We start from the raw sequence: 15,037 nt of genomic DNA, 5'->3' as shown, positions 1-15,037 counted from the left end.
AGAGACGACGAGAACATGGCCATGTCCAACGAGGACAAGCTCCGCGGGTACCTGAAGAAGGCAGCCGCCGACCTGCACGAGTACCGGCAGCGGCTGAACGATGCCGAGTCCAAGACCCGCGAGCCGATCGCGATCGTCGGCATGGCCTGCCGCTACCCCGGCGGGATCGACGGCCCCGAGCGGCTCTGGGAGCTGCTCGAGGCCGGCGGGGACGCGATAGCCCCCTTCCCGGCCGACCGCGGCTGGGACCTGGAGGGGCTGTGGGACCCGCACCGGGAGCGGCGCGGCACCTCCTACGTGCGCGAGGGCGGCTTCGTCGACGACGCGGCCGGTTTCGACCCGTCCTTCTTCGGCATCTCCCCGCGCGAGGCGCTGGCCATGGACCCCCAGCAGCGGCTGCTGCTGGAGACCTCCTGGGAAGCCTTCGAGCGGGCCGGGATCGATCCGGCCTCGGTGCGCGGCAGCCGCACCGGCGTCTTCGCGGGCGTGATGTACAAGGAGTACGCCTCGGATGTGCGGGCCGTGCCCGAGGGCATCGAGGCGTTCCTGGGCACCGGCACCTCCAGCAGCGTCCTCTCCGGCCGGCTCTCCTACGTCTTCGGCCTGGAGGGCCCGGCGGTCACGGTGGACACCGCCTGCTCGTCGTCGCTGGTGACCCTGCACCTCGCGGCCCAGGCGCTGCGGCAGGGCGAGTGCGAGATGGCGCTCGCCGGCGGCGTCTCGGTGATGGTGACCCCCAACACCTTCATCGACTTCAGCCAGCAGCAGGCGCTCGCCGCGGACGGCCGCTGCAAGCCGTTCGCGGCCGCCGCCGACGGCACCGGACTCGCCGAAGGCGTGGGCGTCCTGCTCCTGGAGCGGCTCTCCGACGCCCAGCGCAACGGCCACCAGGTGCTGGCGGTGGTCCGGGGCTCGGCCGTCAACCAGGACGGCGCCAGCAACGGCCTCACCGCGCCCAACGGCCCGTCCCAGCAGCGCGTCATCCGCCAGGCCCTGGCCAACGCCCGGCTGGAGCCCGGCGACGTCGACGCGGTCGAGGCGCACGGCACCGGCACCACGCTGGGCGACCCGATCGAGGCGCAGGCGCTGCTGGCCACCTACGGCCAGGGCCGGGGCGAGGGCGGCGAGCCGCTGTGGCTGGGCTCGCTCAAGTCCAACCTGGGCCACACACAGGCGGCCGCCGGTGTCGGCGGCGTGATCAAGATGGTCATGGCACTGCGGCACGGGGTACTGCCCAAGACCCTGCATGTCGATGAGCCGTCGCCGCAGGTGGACTGGTCGGCGGGCGCTGTGGAGCTGCTCACCGAGGCACGTGAGTGGCGCCAGGTGGACGACCGCCCGCGCCGGGCGGGCGTCTCCTCGTTCGGCATCAGCGGCACCAACGCCCATGTGATTCTGGAGCAGGCGCCGGAGAGCGATGCCCCTGTTGAGGGCGGCGTTGAGCTGCCGGTGGTGCCGTGGCTGGTGTCGGGCAAGACGCCGGAGGCGCTGGCGGCGCAGGTCGAGCGGGTGCGCGGGGCGGCTGCCGACCTCGACCCGGTGGATGTCGGCTTCTCGTTGGCGACCGGCCGGGCGTCGTTCGAGCACCGGGCGGTTGTTGTCGGCTCCGAGGTCGTCTCGGGCCGGGTGCTGGGCGGCAAGCTCGCGGTGCTCTTCACGGGCCAGGGTGCGCAGCGGGTCGGCATGGGCCGCGAGCTGTACGCGGCCTTCCCGGTCTTTGCTGCCGCCTTCGATGAGGCGTGCGGCGCGCTGGGGTTGGATCCGGCGGTGCTGGACGACGCCGAGCGGCTCAACCAGACCCAGTACACCCAGGCGGCGCTGTTCGCGGTCGAGGTGGCGCTGTTCCGGCTCGTCGAGTCCTGGGGTGTGAAGCCGGACTTCGTCGGCGGGCACTCGATCGGCGAGCTGGCCGCCGCGCACGTCGCTGGGGTGCTGTCGCTTCAGGACGCGGGCAAGCTGGTTGCCGCCCGGGGTCGCCTGATGCAGGCGCTGCCGACGGGTGGGGCGATGGTCTCGCTCCAGGCCGGCGAGGACGAAGTGCTGCCGCTCCTCACCGATGGTGTGGACATCGCGGCGGTCAACGGCCCCAAGGCCGTGGTGATCTCCGGTGACGAGGACGCCGTCCTTGCCGTGGCAGCCTGCTTTGAGAAGACCAAGCGGCTGACCGTCTCGCACGCGTTCCATTCCTTCCGGATGGACGGGATGCTGGCCGACTTCCGCAAGGTCGCCGAGTCGCTGACCCTCCAGGCACCCCAGATCGCGATGACGGGCGAGGTCACCTCCCCCGAGTACTGGGTCCGCCACGTCCGCGAGGCCGTCCGCTTCCACGACGAGGTCACGGCCCTGCACGCCGAGGGTGTGCGTACCTTCCTGGAGCTGGGTCCCGGCGGGGTCCTGACGGCGATGGCGCAGGAGTGCCTGCCCGACGCCGAAGACGTGGCGTTCATCGCGGCTCTGCGCAAGAACAAGTCCGAGCCGGAGGCCGTGGTCTCCGCTCTCGGGCGGGTGCACATCACCGGCAACTCCGTCGACTGGACGGCCTTCTTCGCCGGAACCGGCGCCGCTCGGACCGACCTGCCCACGTACGCCTTCCAGCACGAGCGCTACTGGCTGGACGGTGACCGCGAGACGCTGCTGGATCCCGGGGTGGCGCTGCCCGAGGGGTATCTCTTCACCGGCCGGGTGGGGCTGAAGACCCATCCCTGGCTGGCCGACCACGCCGTCTCGGGGGTGACCCTGCTCCCCGGCACCGCGTTCGTGGAGCTGGCGATCCGGGCCGCCGACGAGGTCGGCTGCGACCTCGTCGAGGAACTGACCCTGGAAGCACCGCTGGTCCTGCCCGAGCAGGGTGCGGTGGAGCTGCGGGTGCTGGTCGGGGACCCGGACGAGGCCGGGCGGCGCGAGCTGAGTGTCCACTCGCGGTTCGAGGACGAGCCGTGGACCCGGCACGCCACCGGTGTGCTGGCGGTCGGCGCCCCGGCGCCGGAGTTCGACCTCACCGCGTGGCCGCCGGCCGGTGCCGAGACCGTCTCCGTCGACGGGCTCTACGAGCGGTTCGCCGAGCTGGGGATCGACTACGGTCCGGCGTTCCAGGGGCTGACGGCCGCCTGGCGCAAGGGCGATGAGGTCTTCGCCGAGGTCGCCCTGCCGGAGGACACCGAGGCCGGTGCGTTCGGGCTGCACCCGGCGCTGCTGGACTCCGCGCTGCACTCCATCGTGCTGGCCGGTCCTGGCCTCGGTCAGGGTGACGACACGGCCGTCCGGCTGCCCTTCGCGTGGAGCGGGGTGTCGCTGCTGGCGACAGGCGCGCGGACGCTGCGGGTGCGGGTGCGGGTGTCGGCCGGGGACGAGGGCGCGTCGCTCGCCATCGCGGACGGCGCCGGCGCCCCGGTCGCCTCGATCGGCACCCTCGCGCTGCGTACGGTGGACGCGGCGCAGCTGGCCGCGGCCCGCCCGGGCGGGAACGAGCCTCTGTTCCGCGTGGATTGGGTGGCCGCGCCGGCCACGGCCGCCGGTGGCGGTGGAGAGTCCGCCGAGGGCTGGGCGCTGCTGGCGGGCGAGGGTCTCCCCGTGGACCGCCGTTACGAGGACCTGGCGGCCCTGCGGGACGATCTCGCCGAAGGCGCGCCGGTCCCTGCCGTGGTGATCGCCGAGTGCGGCACCGGGCGCGCGGCGGCCGGTGATGTGCCGGGCGACGCCCTGGCCGCCGCGGAGCGTGCCCTGTCGCTGGTTCAGGAATGGCTGCTCGATGAGCGGTTCGCCGATGCCCGCCTGGTGCTGGTGGTCCGCCCGGACGACCTGGCCGCGAGCACCGTCCGGGGCCTGGTCCGCTCGGCCCAGTCGGAGAACCCGGGCCGCTTCGTGCTGGCGGAGCTGGACGGGGACGAGCCTTCCGCGCGTGCCCTGATCGCGGCCGTCGCGGCGGGGGACGAGTCCGAGATCGCCGTCCGCGAGGGCGCGGTGTACGTGCCGCGGCTGGCGCGGGCCGCCCGCCCGGCCGAGGAGGCCGCGCCGCGCTGGGGGAGTGACGCCACGGTGCTGGTCACCGGCGGTACCGGCTCGCTCGGTGCGCTGGTGGCCCGTCATCTGGTGGCCGAGCACGGGGTGCGGCATCTGCTGCTGACCAGCCGGCGCGGCCTGGACGCCCCGGGCGCGGCCGAGCTGCGCACCGAACTCGCCGCTCTGGGCGCCGAGGTGACCATCGCGGCCTGCGACACCGCCGACCGGGAGGCGCTGGCCGCGCTGCTGGCCGCCGTGCCCGCCGAGCATCCGCTGACCGGTGTGGTGCACACCGCCGGTGTGCTGGATGACGGTGTCATCGGCGCGCTGACCCCCGAGCGGCTGGAGACGGTCTTCCGGCCGAAGGTGGACGCGGCCTGGCATCTGCACGAGCTGACCCGCGAGATGGACCTGACGGCGTTCGTGCTCTTCTCCTCCGCGGCCGGTGTGTTCGGCGGACCCGGGCAGGGCAACTACGCCGCCGCCAACGCCTTCCTCGACGCCCTGGCCCGGCACCGGGCCGACGCCGGTCTTGCCGCCTCCTCGCTGGACTGGGGGCTGTGGGAGCAGACCGACGGCATGGGCCGGCTGGACGACGCCGATCGGGCCCGGATGGGCCGGGGCGGCGTGCGGGCCCTGGCCCCCGGGCAGGCGCTGGCCCTCTTCGACGCCGCGTCGGCCATGGACGACCCGGTGCTGGTGCCCATCCGACTGGACCTCGGCGCCCTGGCCGGGGCGGCGGGTGAGCTGCCGCCGCTGCTGCGCGGCCTGGTGCGCACCCCGGTCCGCCGGGCCCGGGCCGCCTCCGGCGGCGGCTCCGCGCTGGGCGAGCGGCTGTCCCGGGCCACCGAGGCCGAGCGGGCCGCGATCCTGCTGGACCTGGTCCGCGGCGAGGTGGCGGCCGTGCTGGGGTACAGCTACGGCGCCGAGGTGGAGCCGGAGCGGGCGTTCCGGGAGCTGGGCTTCGACTCGCTGACCGCGGTGGAGCTGCGCAACCGGCTGATCGCCGAGACCGGGCTGCGGCTTCCGGTGACCCTGGTCTTCGACTACCCGAACGCGGCGGCCATCGCCCGGTTCCTCGGCGAGGAGCTGGGGGGCGCCGCCGCGCGGGCCGGTGCGGTGGCAGTGCGGTCCGCCGCGGCCGGCGGGCCGGACGAGGACGACCCGATCGTGATCGTCGGCATGAGCTGCCGCTACCCGGGCGGGGTCGCCTCCCCCGAGCAGCTGTGGGACCTGGTCGCCTCCGGGACGGACGCAGTGTCGGCGTTCCCCACCGACCGCGGCTGGGACCTGGAGCGGCTCTACGACGCCGACCCGGACAAGCCGGGCACCAGCTATGTGCGCGAGGGCGGCTTCCTGCACGAGGCGGCCGAGTTCGATCCCGCCTTCTTCGGGATCTCCCCGCGTGAGGCGCTGGCGATGGACCCGCAGCAGCGGCTGCTGCTGGAGGCGTCCTGGGAGGCGTTCGAGCGGGCCGGGATCGACCCGGCCTCGGTGCGCGGCAGCCGCACCGGCGTCTTCGCGGGCTCGATGTACCACGACTACGCGACCGGGCTGCGTTCGATCCCCGAGGGCGTGGACGGCTTCCTGGGCACCGGCACCTCCGGGAGCGTGGTGTCGGGCCGGCTGAGTTACGTCTTCGGCCTCGAGGGCCCGGCGGTGACGGTGGACACGGCGTGCTCCTCCTCGCTGGTGGCGCTGCATCTGGCGGTGCAGGCGCTGCGGGCCGGTGAGTGCGATCTGGCGCTGGCCGGTGGTGCGACGGTGATGGCGACCCCGGTGTCGTTCATCGAGTTCTCCCGGCAGCGGGGGCTGGCCACCGACGGCCGGTGCAAGGCGTTCTCCGCGTCGGCGGACGGCACCGGCTGGGCGGAGGGCGCCGGCATGCTGCTCGTCGAGCGGCTGTCGGACGCGCGCCGCAACGGCCACCAGGTGCTGGCGGTGGTGCGCGGCTCGGCGGTGAACCAGGACGGTGCGAGCAACGGCCTCACCGCGCCCAACGGCCCCTCCCAGCAGCGCGTCATCCGGCAGGCGCTCGATGCCGCCGGACTGGCACCGGGCGACGTGGACGCGGTGGAGGCGCACGGCACCGGCACCACGCTGGGCGACCCGATCGAGGCGCAGGCGCTGCTGGCCACCTACGGCCAGGGGCGCGAAGGCGCCGAGCCGCTGTGGCTGGGTTCGCTGAAGTCGAACGTCGGCCACACGCAGGCGGCGGCCGGTGTCGGCGGTGTGATCAAGATGGTCATGGCGATGCGGCACGGCGTGCTGCCCAAGACCCTGCACATCGAGGAGCCGACCCCGCATGTGGAGTGGTCGGCCGGGGCCGTGGAGCTGCTGACCGAGGCGCGCGAGTGGCCGGAGCGCGGCCGTCCGCGCAGGTCGGCGGTGTCGTCCTTCGGGTTCAGCGGCACCAACGCCCATGTGGTCCTGGAGCAGGCCCCCGAGGTGGCTGTCGAGACCGAGCCGGAGGCCGGGGCGGAGCCCGGGTCGCAGCCGGCGGTGGCCGAGCTTCCGGTGGTGCCGTGGGTGCTCTCCGGCAGGACCCCGGAGGCGCTGGAGGCCCAGATCGAGCAGGTACGCCAGGCCGCCTCCTGGCTGGAACCGGTGGACGTCGGCTTCACGCTGGCGACCGCGCGGACCGCCTTCGACCACCGTGCCGTGGCGCTCGGTGGCGACCTGGAACGGCTGGAGACCGGGCGGGCGTTCAGCGGCAAGCTCGCCGTGCTCTTCACCGGGCAGGGTGCGCAGCGCGCCGGGATGGGCCGTGAACTGCGCGCCTCCTTCCCGGTCTTCGCGGCCGCCTTCGACGAGGCGTGCGCGGCGCTCGGGCTCGACCACGATGTCTTCGACGACCCCCAGCTGCTGGACCGGACCGAGCACACCCAGGCCGCGCTCTTCGCGGTGGAGGTGGCGCTGTTCCGGCTGGTCGAGTCGTGGGGGGTGCGGCCGGACTTCGTCGCGGGGCACTCCGTCGGCGAGCTGACCGCCGCGCACGTGGCCGGGGTGCTGTCGCTGGCGGACGCGGCCAAGCTGGTCGCCGCGCGCGGCCGGTTGATGCAGGCGCTGCCGGCCGGCGGCGCGATGGTCTCGCTCCAGGCAGCCGAGGACGAGGTCCGTCCGCTGCTGACCGACGGCGTGGACATCGCCGCGATCAACGGCCCGAACTCGGTCGTGGTCTCCGGTGACGAGGACGCGGTCCGCGAGGTCGCCGGCCACTTCGAGGCGCTGGGGCGCAAGACGAAGCGGCTGCGTGTCTCGCACGCCTTCCACTCGCCGCGGATGGACGCGATGCTGGCCGACTTCCGCGAGGTCGCCGAGGAGCTGACCTTCCACCCGCCGCGCCTCGCGGTGGTCTCAGGCGTCACCGGGGCGCTCGCGGACGCCGACGAGCTGTGCTCGGCGGAGTACTGGGTGCGGCACGTGCGGCAGGCGGTGCGGTTCAACGACGGCGTCAAGGCGCTGTACGGGGCGGGGGCGCGCACCTTCCTGGAGCTCGGCCCGGACGGGGTGCTCACCGCGATGGCCCAGGACTGCCTGCCGCTCGCCAAGGGCGTGACGTTCGTGCCGGCGCAGCGGCGGGACCGGGCCGAGGCCCATGCGGTCGTCCATGCGCTGGGCCGTCTCCATGTGACGGGCACCGCCGTGGACTGGGCGGCGTTCTTCGCGGGCAGTGGCGCGCGCCGCGTCGACCTGCCCACCTACCCCTTCCAGCGGCGGCGCTTCTGGCTGGAGTCCGGCGCGACCTGGGGCGGGGAGCCGGCGGCCGCGGCCGATCCGGTGGACGTGGAGTTCTGGGCGGCGGTGGAGCGCGGCGACCTCGACTCGCTCAGCGACACCCTGGACGCCACCGGCGAGTCGCGTCAGGCGCTGGCCGCGGCGCTGCCGCTGCTGGCCTCCTGGCGCAGGCGCCGGGCCGAGGACGCCGGTGCGGACGGTTCCGGGATCGAGGAACTGCTCGGTGCGTACGGCGCGGAGGACGAGACCGCGGACGAGGCCGGCGGGTTCATGGCGCGGCTGGCCGGGCTGCCCGAAGCCGAGCAGGAGGACGAGCTCTGCGGGATGGTGCTGGACCAGACTGCCGCGGTGCTCGGGCACGCCTCGCCCGACGACATCGAGGAGGACGCCGACTTCATGGACCTCGGCTTCACCTCGCTGCACGCCGTGGAGCTGCGGAACCGGCTGGAGCAGATCACCGGTCTCGAGCTGCCCGCTGCGCTGATCTACGAGAGCCCGACCCCTCGCGAGATGGCCGTCTTCCTCCTGGAGGAGAGGGAGGAGCAGGCGGAGGAGTCCGAGGACTGAGCCCCGCCTGAGCGGCTGGAACTGACGGAAGCGGGCGGGCCCGGACCGGTGGAGAACCGGTCCGGGCCCGTCCGCGTCCTCGGCCGCCGTGCGCGCGACCGGTCCTTGAAGCCCTAGCCCAGGGAGCCGAGGAAGTCCTCCATGACCTCCAGGAAGCGCTCCGGCTCCTCCAGGTGCGGCATGTGACTGGACTCCTCGAAGATCTCCCAGCGCACATCCGGGATGGCGTCGTAGAACGGCTGCACCGTCGCCGGGGTGGCCTCGTCGTAGCGGCCGCTGATCAGCAGCGTCGGCGCCTCGATGGCCGGCAGGCGGTCCACCACCGACCAGTCGCTCAGGCTGCCGATGACGTGGAAGTCGTTGGGGCCGTTCATGGTGTGGTAGACGGTCGGGTCGTTGGCCAGCGCGAGGAAGGTGGTCGCCAGCTCCGGCGGCACCGGGTCGACCCGGCACACGTACCGCTGGTAGTAGGCGAACATCGCCTGCTGGTACTCCTGGCTGTCATACGTCCCCGCCGCCTCGTGGCGGGCCAGTGCCTCCTGGGTCTCCGGCGGCAGCTCGCCGCGCAGCCGCAGCGCCTCCGCGCGCCAGATCGGCATCGACGCCGGGGAGTCGGCGATGATCAGCCCGCGCAGCCCGGCGGGCTGCCGGACGGCGTGTTCCGCGCCGAGCATGCCGCCCCAGGACTGGCCGAAGAAGACGTAGTCGTCGGCTATGCCCAGCTGCTGGAGGAGGTTGTCCAGCTCGTCCAGGAAGAGGTCGACGGTCCAGAAGTCGGCGCCACGGTCAGGCAGATGGGTCGAGCCGCCGTTGCCGAGCTGGTCGTAGTGGACGATCGGCCAGCCCTGCTCGGCGAGTGCGGTGAGCGCCAGCAGGTAGTCATGGGTGCTGCCGGGGCCGCCGTGCGCGACGACCAGCGGCGGGTTGCCGCTGTCCAGTTCGCCGGTGACCCGGTACCAGGTCCGGTAATCGCGATACGGAACGGTCCCCTTGGCACTCGGAGATGCGAACAACCTGCTGACACCCCATCCGGAAGGCACTGGTCATGGCCGAGAGTCATGGCGTGCGCCATAAACGAGATGCAACGTATCAGGGCGTTGCCGCCCCGCTGCCCGGACTTCCCCGGTAGGGGCTGGATCCGGGCCGGTAGGGGTACCGCGCCGAACCTCCCTCCTCCACCCTTTGGCTGGGAAGGTCTTCAGCAGACGGCGGGATACTGGTGAGTACGGCATTTGTGTTTCCTGGAATGGGACCGAACCGCTTCGCCGACATGGCGAAGTTCATGTTGGTCAATCCAGTGGCGCGGCGACTTTTCGCAGAAGCCGACGAAGCCGTCGGCTATTCCGTCGTGGAGCGATTCCGATCCTCCGGCGACGACTACTCCGAGGCCGCCCAGGTCGCATTCTTCGTCAACTGCGTCGCGCTGGCCGAATGGGCGCGGGACACCCTGGGCGAGGAGCCCGAGGTGTGCGCGGGGCCCAGCTTCGGCCTCAAGCCGATGACCGCCTTCGCCGGCGCGCTGCCCTTCCCCGACGCCGCCCGGCTGACCGCCCGGCTGGCCCGCTGCACCGCCGAGTACTTCGCCGCCGAGCACCAGGACCTGGTGACGCTCTCCTTCGTGCGCGCGCCCCAGGAGAAGCTGGAGCCGGTGCTCGCGGAGCTGACCGAGCGCGGCGAGTGGTACGACTTCTCCTGCTACCTCGACAACGGCTTCTACATGCTCACGCTGGGTGCCGGTTCCGTCGAGTGGCTGGAACAGCGGATCAGGTCGATCGGCGGCCTTCCGCTCTACACCATGCGGCCGCCGATGCATTCGTCGGCATTCGCCGCGCTCCGCCAGAAGGCACTCGACGAGGTCATCTCCGATTTCACGTTCCAGGACCCGAAGCTTCCGCTTGTCGCGGATTCCGACGGCTCGGTGGTGCGCGGTGCGGACGGGGTCCGCACCCTGCTGCTGGACGGTTTCGTGGCCCCGGTCCGCTGGCCCGCCGTCGTGGAAACGCTGAAGAACATGTCCGTCACCAAGGTGTGCGTCGCCGGCCCGGACAGCCTCTTCGGCCGTCTTGAGTGCACCGTTTCGAATTTCGAGGTTCTGGCCGTCGATCCGCGGCTCGCGATGCGGCCGCGCAAGTAATCGAGAACCAGGAGAAGGGAAAATCCCGTGTGGGACCAGCAGTTTGAGGAAATGCTCCGCAAGAGCCTGCCGTTCCTCCCCGCCGACGAGCCGATGCTCCCGGACCTCGACCTTCGCGACCACGGGCTGGACTCGCTCGGCATCGTCGAGCTCCTGATGTCCCTGGAGGCCGGCTACGACGTCAAGTTCGTCGACGACGCGCTGACCGTGGAGACCTTCTCCACCCCCGGCGTGCTGTGGAAGACCCTCTGCGTCCTCCGCGACGGCGACTCCCTGCCCGCCGCCTGATGGAGAACACGCTGCACGGACGGTTCCTGCGGGGCCTGGCCGTGGCCGGCGACCGGGACGCGTTCCGGGTCGCCGGCCACGGCGTGACGTATGCCCAGGCGCACCGCTCGGCGCTCGCCTGGGCCGGTGAGCTGCACGCCGCGGCCGGTGGCCGCCCCCGCGCGGTCGGCATCCTGGCCAGCAAGAACGAGACGGCCTACATCGGCACCCTGGCCGCCCTGTACGCGGGCGCCGCGGTCGTCCCGCTGCACCCCGGCTTCCCGGCCGCCCGCACCCGGCAGGCGCTGACCGCGGCCGGGGTCTCGGCGATCATCACCGACGAGACCGGCGCCGGTCTGCTGCCCGCCATCCTCGAGCAGGGCCCGGAGCTGCCCGTCCTGGTGCCCGAGCGCGGCGTCCGGCCCGAGGTGGCCCTGGAGCGGCCGCTGCCCGCCGAACCGGGGGACGCCGCCTATGTGCTGTTCACCTCGGGCTCGACCGGCCGGCCCAAGGGCGTGCCGATCTCGCACGGCGCCACCGCGCACTACTTCCGCACCCTCGACGCGCGCTACGACTTCACTCCCGAGGACGTCTTCTCGCAGACGTTCGACCTGACCTTCGACTGCGCGATGTTCGACCTGTTCTGCGCCTGGGGCGCAGGCGCGTGCGTGGTGCCGGTGCCCGCGCAGGCGTACCGGGCGTTCCCCGAGTTCGTCGCCGAGCAGCGGATGACCGTCTTCTTCTCCACCCCCAGCAGCATCGCCCTGCTGCGCAAGACCGGCGCGCTGACCGCCGGCGCGCTGCCGGGCCTGCGCTGGAGCCTGTTCGCGGGCGAGCCGCTGCGTGCCGAGGACGCCCAGGAGTGGCTGCGGGCCGCGTCCGGCTCCACCCTGGAGAACCTCTACGGCCCCACCGAGCTGACCATCACCTGCGCCACGCACCGCTGGTCGCCGCAGACCTCGCCGGACACTTGCGTCAACGGCGTGGTGCCCATCGGCCCGGTCTACGACGGCCTGGACCACATCCTGCTGGGCCCGGACGGCGAGGTGAGCACCGAAGAGGGCGAACTGTGCGTCTCCGGACCGCAGATGTGCGCCGGATACCTGGATCCGGACGACAACCACGGGCGCTTCCTGGAGCGTGACGCGCGCACCTGGTACCGCACCGGCGACCGGGTGCGCCGCTTCCCCGACGGCGAGCTGGCCTACCTGGGACGGGTCGACGACCAGGTCCAGGTGCAGGGCTGGCGGGTCGAGCTGTCCGAGATCAACCACGCGGTCCGCGCCTGCCCCGGCGTCGAGGAGGCGGCCACCGTCGTCGCCCCGCTGCCCGCCGGTGACGAACTCGTCGTCTTCTACACCGGACGGCCCGCCACTCCGGTGGAGCTGGCCCGGGCGCTGCGGTCCCGGCTCCCGCAGAACCTCATCCCACGACACTTCCAGCACTTGGACGAACTGCCGTTGAACGCGAACCGGAAGATCGACCGGGTCGGCCTGCGGTCCCGCGCGGCGGAGCTGTTCGCCCCCGCCGCCCGCATGCTGCACGAACTCCTCGACGAGCGGGCGTCCGCCACGCCCGACGCCCCCGCGGTCCGCGACGCCCGCGACCCCTGGACCTACCGCGAACTGGCCGGGCACAGCCGCGCCTTCGCGCACTGGCTGGCCGGCCAGGGCGTGGTCCGCGGTGACCGGATCCTGGTCCAGCTGCCCAACCGGCGCGAACTGGTCGCCATGCTCTACGGCTGCGCCCGCCTGGGCGTGGCCATGGTGCCGCTCAACCCCGCCATGAAGGAGTTCCACCTGCGCTCGGTCATCGAGGACAGCGAGCCCCGGCTCGCCGTCGTCGAGGCCCCGGCGGTGGACGCGCTGCGCGAGCTGAGCGGCCTGCCGGTGCACGGCGTCGAGGCGCTGTGGACCGAGTTCGCCGAGGCCGGCGCCGCCGCCGACACCGCGGCCGTGGAGTCCGGGGCGGCCCCGTCCGACCTGGGCGTGCTCATCTACACCTCGGGCTCCACCGCCGCGCCGAAGGCGGTCATGTGCCCGCAGGCGCAGATGACCTTCGCCGCCCGCGCCATCCAGGAGGAGCTCGGCTACCGCGCGGACGACGTCGTCTACTGCCGCCTGCCGCTCTCCTTCGACTACGGCCTCTTCCAGATCCTGCTGTCCTGCCTGGCCGGGGCCGAGCTGGCGCTCGCCGGCGGGCAGACCGACATCAAGCTGCTCAGCGAGATCCGGGAGTACGGCGCGACCGTCTTCCCCGCCGTCCCCTCGCTGGCCCAGATGCTGCTGCGGCTCGCCGAGCGCGACCCGGGCGAGACCCGGCTGCGGCTGTTCACCAACACCGGGGCCGCGCTCCAGCAGGCGACCATCGAGGGCCTGCGCGGCTCCTTCCCCGGCGCAAGCGTGGCGCGGATGTTCGGCACCACCGAGTGCAAGCGCATCTCGATCATGCCCCCGCACCTGGAGCACGAGCGCCCCGACTCCGTCGGCCGCCCGCTGCCCGGGACCCAGGTGGCCGTGCTGGATGAGAACGGGGTGGCGCTGCCGCCCGGCGAGGTCGGCGAGATCACGGTGACCGGGCCGCATGTGATGGCCGGCTACTGGCGGGCGCCCGAGCTGACCGCCCGGACCTTCCGGCGGGATGAGCGCACCGGCGAGGTGCGGCTGCACACCGGCGACTACGGCTGGCTGGACGCCGACGGCTTCGTGTACTTCGAGGGCCGGCGCGACGACATGTTCAAGCGCAAGGGCACCCGGATGTCCACCACCGAGATCGAGGCCGCGGCGATGGACGTCCCCGGCGTGCGGGCGGCCGCGGTGCTCGCCCCGACCGAGGACCGGGACCTGGCCCTGTGCGTGGTCGGTGACGTGCGGCAGCCGGTGGTCCTCAAGGAGCTGTCCCAGCGGCTGGAGCCCGCGAAGATCCCGGCGGTCTGCCTGGTGCTGGACGAGCTCCCGCTCACCGCCAACGGCAAGAACGAGAAGAAGCGGCTGGCCGTGCTGGTCGACCAGGCACTGGGCGGCAAGGCCGCGGAGAACGGCGGGGGTACCCGATGAGCCGGCGCAAGGAACTGGTGGGGCGGTTCGGTTCGCCGCTCTACGTCCACGACCTGGACCGGGTGCGTGCCGCCCGGCAGGACCTGCGGGCCGCGCTGCCGCCGCAGTTCACCCTCTTCTACTCGCTGAAGGCCAATCCGCACCCGGAGATCGCCCGGGCGCTGGGCGAGGGGGACGGCGCCTGCCGTGCCGAAGTCTGCTCCACCGGTGAGCTGAACTCGGCGCTGGAGGCCGGCTTCCCGGCGGCGGAGATCCTCTACGGCGGGCCGGGCAAGACCGCCGCCGAGCTGGAGCACGCGATCCGGGCCGGGATCCGGCACTTCTCCGTGGAGTCCATCGGCGATCTGCGCCGGGTCGGTGCCGTGGCCCTCGCTCACGACACCGTCGCCGACTGCCTGCTGCGGGTCAACAACGAGTCCGCCAGCGCCACCACCAGCATCCGCATGACCGGGACGCCCTCCCAGTTCGGCATCGACGGCGAGACCCTCGCCGACGGGGTCGAGGAGCTGAAGCGCGTCCCCGGCACCCGGATCGTGGGCGCCCACTTCTTCCCGCTGAGCAACGCCCGCGACGAGGAGAGCCTGATCTCCGAGTTCCGGCAGAGCATCGAGGCGGCCGCCCGGATGCGCGACGAACTCGGCCTGCCCATGCGCTTCCTCGACATCGGCGGCGGGTTCGCCGCCCCGTACGCCGGGCCGGGAGAACGCCCCCGGTACGGCAAGCTGCGCGGCGAGCTCGAGCAGACCCTGGACGTGCACTTCCCCGGCTGGCGCGAGGGCGAGGTGGAGATCGCGTGTGAGTCCGGCCGTTACCTGGTCGGCGACAGCGGGGAACTGCTGACCACGGTCACCAACATCAAGACCAGCCGCGGCCGGAAGTTCGTCATCCTCGACGCGGGCATCAACACCTTCGGCGGCATGGCGGGCCTGGGCCGTCTGCTGCCGCTGTCCATCACGGTGGACACCGAGCACGCAGACGGCGACGCCGGCGAAAACGGCGGAAACGGCGAGGAAGCCGAGGCGCAGGAGACCGAGACGGCCACCCTGGTCGGCCCGCTGTGCACCCCGGGCGACATCCTCGGCCGCAACGTCAGCGTGCCCGCGCTCGCCGAGGGCGACCTGATCGCCATCCCCAACGCCGGCGCCTACGGAGCCACCGCCAGCCTGCTCCACTTCCTCAGCCGCCCGGCCCCCGCCGAAGTCCTCGTCTCCGGCGGAGAGGTCGTCTCCGCGACGCGGCTGGAGACGGCCCGAACCCGCCTCGCGGACTAGGCGTC

The 15,037-nt window shown here is 73.0% G+C and carries 6 protein-coding genes; 5 read left to right on the top strand and 1 reads right to left on the bottom strand.

All coding sequences use genetic code 11. The features are described 5' to 3' along the window. Window positions 1-21: 21 nt before the first annotated feature. Complete coding sequence (locus tag AC4BDD_RS13535) at window positions 22-8,304, top strand: SDR family NAD(P)-dependent oxidoreductase (RefSeq protein ID WP_490691766.1); 8,283 nt, start codon at window positions 22-24, stop codon at window positions 8,302-8,304. 113 nt (window positions 8,305-8,417) lie between these two features. On the opposite strand, the gene AC4BDD_RS13530 is transcribed toward AC4BDD_RS13535, so the two are convergent. Continuing rightward, a complete protein-coding gene (locus AC4BDD_RS13530; RefSeq protein WP_490691257.1) occupies window positions 8,418-9,317 on the bottom strand; it encodes a proline iminopeptidase-family hydrolase in 900 nt (299 codons plus the stop codon). A gap of 233 nt (window positions 9,318-9,550) precedes the next feature. On the opposite strand from AC4BDD_RS13530, the gene AC4BDD_RS13525 reads away from it, so the two are divergent. The 4 genes from AC4BDD_RS13525 to AC4BDD_RS13510 are packed head-to-tail and all read left to right on the top strand — an operon-like array spanning window position 9,551 to window position 15,032. Further along, a complete protein-coding gene (locus AC4BDD_RS13525) occupies window positions 9,551-10,438 on the top strand; it encodes an ACP S-malonyltransferase (RefSeq protein WP_490691256.1) in 888 nt (295 codons plus the stop codon). A 51-nt stretch (window positions 10,439-10,489) separates the two neighbouring features. Beyond that, complete coding sequence (locus AC4BDD_RS13520) at window positions 10,490-10,726, top strand: phosphopantetheine-binding protein (protein WP_490691255.1); 237 nt, start codon at window positions 10,490-10,492, stop codon at window positions 10,724-10,726. Continuing rightward, window positions 10,726-13,761, top strand: a complete 3,036-nt coding sequence (locus AC4BDD_RS13515) for an AMP-binding protein (protein WP_490691254.1) — start codon at window positions 10,726-10,728, stop codon at window positions 13,759-13,761. The genes AC4BDD_RS13520 and AC4BDD_RS13515 overlap by 1 nt, the downstream gene beginning before the upstream one ends. Then, on the top strand, window positions 13,758-15,032 hold the full coding sequence (locus tag AC4BDD_RS13510) for a type III PLP-dependent enzyme domain-containing protein (RefSeq protein ID WP_490691253.1): 1,275 nt from the start codon (window positions 13,758-13,760) through the stop codon (window positions 15,030-15,032). Before AC4BDD_RS13515 ends, AC4BDD_RS13510 begins: the two co-directional genes overlap by 4 nt. Window positions 15,033-15,037 lie beyond the last annotated feature (5 nt).

The organism is Streptomyces sp. JLBT605 (assembly GCF_058215555.1).
The sequence above is the reverse complement of the archived record's forward strand: the minus strand, read 5'-3'. Positions and strand labels throughout refer to the sequence as shown.

Bases quoted from the DNA above. Each gene is read 5' to 3' on its own strand.
- AC4BDD_RS13535 (WP_490691766.1), top strand. From the start codon at position 22: ATGTCCAACGAGGACAAGCTCCGCGGGTACCTGAAGAAGGCAGCCGCC.
- AC4BDD_RS13525 (WP_490691256.1), top strand. From the start codon at position 9,551: ATGGGACCGAACCGCTTCGCCGACATGGCGAAGTTCATGTTGGTCAAT.
- AC4BDD_RS13520 (WP_490691255.1), top strand. From the start codon at position 10,490: ATGCTCCGCAAGAGCCTGCCGTTCCTCCCCGCCGACGAGCCGATGCTC.
- AC4BDD_RS13515 (WP_490691254.1), top strand. From the start codon at position 10,726: ATGGAGAACACGCTGCACGGACGGTTCCTGCGGGGCCTGGCCGTGGCC.
- AC4BDD_RS13510 (WP_490691253.1), top strand. From the start codon at position 13,758: ATGAGCCGGCGCAAGGAACTGGTGGGGCGGTTCGGTTCGCCGCTCTAC.